Source organism: Staphylococcus sp. GDY8P198P (assembly GCF_017891615.1).
In the GTDB taxonomy this organism is placed as follows: Bacteria; Bacillota; Bacilli; order Staphylococcales; family Staphylococcaceae; genus Staphylococcus; species Staphylococcus cohnii.
Window position 1 is genome coordinate 1 of the sequence record NZ_JAESJQ010000015.1, and the last position, 3440, is coordinate 3440.

Annotated in this window: 4 protein-coding genes; 1 reads left to right on the plus strand and 3 read right to left on the minus strand. The window is 27.3% G+C overall.

Annotated features, from left to right (window positions below):
• The first annotated feature begins 120 nt into the window (after positions 1-120).
• Entirely contained in the window at positions 121-1986 is a 1866-nt protein-coding gene (locus tag KA824_RS10330) for an ATP-dependent nuclease (RefSeq protein ID WP_192945753.1), read from the plus strand.
• Between the two features lie 126 nt (positions 1987-2112).
• Here the strand turns inward: KA824_RS10330 and KA824_RS10335 are convergent, their stop codons facing one another.
• The 3 genes from KA824_RS10335 to cadD all read right to left on the minus strand — a co-directional run bounded on the left by KA824_RS10335 (position 2113) and on the right by cadD (position 3353).
• On the minus strand, positions 2113-2208 hold the full coding sequence (locus tag KA824_RS10335; RefSeq protein WP_000889979.1) for a type I toxin-antitoxin system Fst family toxin: 96 nt from the start codon (positions 2206-2208) through the stop codon (positions 2113-2115).
• Between the two features lie 161 nt (positions 2209-2369).
• Positions 2370-2717, minus strand: coding sequence for an ArsR/SmtB family transcription factor (locus tag KA824_RS10340; RefSeq protein WP_002508637.1), 348 nt, complete (start codon positions 2715-2717; stop codon positions 2370-2372).
• A gap of 18 nt (positions 2718-2735) precedes the next feature.
• Positions 2736-3353: a cadmium resistance transporter CadD gene (gene cadD, locus KA824_RS10345; protein ID WP_031863445.1), complete on the minus strand. Its 618-nt coding sequence runs from the start codon at positions 3351-3353 to the stop codon at positions 2736-2738.
• Between the last annotated feature and the right edge of the window lie 87 nt (positions 3354-3440).

Consider the following 3440-nt stretch of genomic DNA (forward strand, 5'->3'; position numbering starts at 1 on the left):
TGTTTCTAAATTATTATATGATTAGAGTGTACTTATAATTATCAAAAATTATTTATGATAAATACAGGACTTAATGATAAAATTAAAGAAAATATAAAAAAATTAAAGGAATTGTCTAAAATGAAATTGAAATCGATAAAAATTGAAGGATTTAGAAAACATTATTCTACAGAAGTAATTTGTGAAGATACTACTTTTCTTATCGGGCCGAATAATGCTGGAAAAAGTTCAGTATTAAAAGCAATTAAATACCTATTAGAAGATATAAAAAAAATCGATGATAGTGATTTTTGTTGTTTTATTAATAATAACAATGAAGTTGATCGATTAACTGATAAAGTCATAATAACTGCTGAGTTTAATCATTTAACTACTGATGCATTAAATTGGAGGGGTTTTAACTCACACAGGCTCTTCAAAAACGAAGATTTTGAAAAAGAAGGTTATAGCTTTTATTATAGAAAAACATTTGATAGCAGTGGCTGTAAAATTGAAATGAAACAAAAATCCCTCACTTTAAAAGAAGATTATAAGGATTGTAAAAGTATTAAAGATTTTATAGATAATGGCGTAGATAAATCAGTATTCGAAAATTCATTTAATATAATTAATATAAATAAAAAAAATAAAAAAATATCTATTCCAGAATGGAAAAAACTAGAAGAAGAAGGCTCAGAGATAATATTTGATATAACAGATTCTATAGAATGGTTTGAAAATCCTGGAGGTATTCCTCAAAACGTCTCTAGTCGACTTCCTAAATTTCTTTTAATTAAAGATCAATCTCAAAATGAGGAATTATCTGGTAAAAACGGATCTTTAATGACTACTTTAAATCAGCTATTTGAAGATATAAGAGAAGAATCAGAAAACTTTAAGAATGCTCAATATTATCTGAATGAATTAGCACAAGAATTAGATCCTCAAGATGAAAATAGTGACTTCTCAAATTTATTAAAGGAATTAAATAATGTAGTTAGTGATATCTTCCCTAATTCTTCTTTCATTGCCAAAGCAAATTTATCAAACGCAAATGATGTTATTAAACCTAATTTTGATGTTCAATTAGGTAGTAATATTTATACTTCAATTAACAATCAAGGGGCAGGTGTGGTTCGTTCCGCAATATTTGCCATGTTGAGATATAGAAATATGAGAGAAAATAAAAGAAAACAAAAAGATGAGTATATTAGACCCTTATTAATTGCTTTTGAAGAACCAGAAATTTATTTGCATCCTCAGGCAGCAAAACAGATGAAGGAAACTATATATAGTTTATCATTACAAGAAAATAATCAAATAATTTGTACTACACATTCTCCTTATATGATTGATTTAAGTAAAAATACTAATCAAATATTAAATTCTTTTAATTTAGAAGAAAAACCAAATCCATTAAATGAAAATGGGGATAATAATGAGCCTAATATAGAACAAGTAATTATTAATCCTTTTAATATTAGTTCTAAGTTTAAAAATTTAACTGATGAGGATAAAACTTATGTAAAAATGATTTTAAAAATGGATGACAGTATTGCCAAAATATTTTTTACTAAAAATGTTCTTATTATTGAAGGTGATACTGAAGAACTAGTTTTTAAAGAAACTATACTAAGAATGCCTGAACATATGCAAAAAGAGTTTTCTTACAATTGGGAGATTATTAAAGCGAGGGGTAAAGCTGCAATTATTCCTTTAGTAAATTACTTAAAATCTATGGGTATTAAAACCTATGTTATGCATGATAGAGATGCAAATACACCTGGTGCAACTAAATTCAATGAACCAATATCTAAAGCTCTCAATGATGATGCTAAATTATACTTATTAGAAGAGTGTATTGAAGATATGCTTGGATATAATCCACCTTCTAATGAAAAACCATATAACGCGTACAGATTTATAAATGAAAATTGGAAGGATTCATGGGATGACGTTACTGAAAGTTGGAAAAGAATAATAAATAGTCTGTATAACCAAAGTTAGTAAGATGTTTTTGCATTCTCTTACTTATCAGTGTTATAATATGATTAACAAGAATTCTAGCATGAATACACCAAACCCCTCACTACGGCAATAGTGAGGGGTTTTTTTAGGTATGACTATAGTCGCCTATTTATCGTTGCGATTACGTAGCCAATGCGTAAATAACGCAACAATACAACCACTGATGACTGTGGTCGTGATGTGAACAAGAATTTCTAGCATGAATAACACCTCCTCTCTGCGTCTAAATTTGACGCCTGAGAGATAGGCGACCTGTATATTATCTCTTAATATGTGATAATAGATAACTTCCGATAAGTCATTTTATGTTATATCTTTGCTTTTTTTAGTATCAAGACAAGAAGAAACTCGTTTCACTCGTTTCAAAAACCCTCCTGATTTTTAGAGAAAAACTCTCTTATTTCATCGTCTTTAATAAAATAATATGCCATCTTTCCATCTTTATAAAAATCAAGTACCTCATTTTTATATAAAAGCCTTAAATGATGTGAAGTTGAAGCAACACTCATTTTCAATATCAAAGAAATATCACAAACACACAACTCATCTTCTTTAATCAAAGATAATATGATTTTCAATTTCTTCTCATCACAAATTTTTTCTAAAATATTAAGTAATTTCTTAGATTTATCATCTTCTAAAAAACTTAAAGCATTGTTAACTTTATCCTCATGTACACAGATCACATCACAAGCATTTTCATAACTCATATAAAATCACACCCTAAATTAAAATATAAATCCTAAAATTGTTTGAATAGTGTCATTTTCAATAATAATAAATAAACCTAAAGCTATATAAATAACAGCCATAATCCAACGACTAAATTTCTCAACAATTTCTCCAACTCCTGGAATATTAGCTAATTTTTGTGCAGTAAATACCAAGAAGAAAATTAAAATTAAAAAGACAAACAAAGTAATTAATAAATTAGTAACACTTAATGTCACAAAATATGGAACAAATAAACCAATATTATCAGCACCACAACTTGCTATCGTAACAATTGCAACCGTACCAACTAATTTAGACAATCCTTTTTCATTCAATTCTTTTTTAGCTCTCTTTTCTCCTTCACAATCATCATAAATAGCCACTTTAATTCCAAGATAAATTGGTATTAAACCCAATAAACCTAATATCCACTTCTCTGGAACATAATTTAATACAAAAGCTAAAAACAAACTAACTAATATTAAAATAATAGACCCTAAATATTGACCAACATAAATATCTCTATATTCTTTTCTAGTCTTTGCTCTAGCAAAAAATATTAATAGTATTACTAACAAATCCACTGCTGTAGCAATATATAAAACAGCAGCAGTAATCACAGTCGAAAACATAAAGCACCTCATTCAAAAATATTTTTGAATGTATTATAACTTATATTTAGCAAAAATCATAGATGCTTTATTCCAATTGCTTTATTG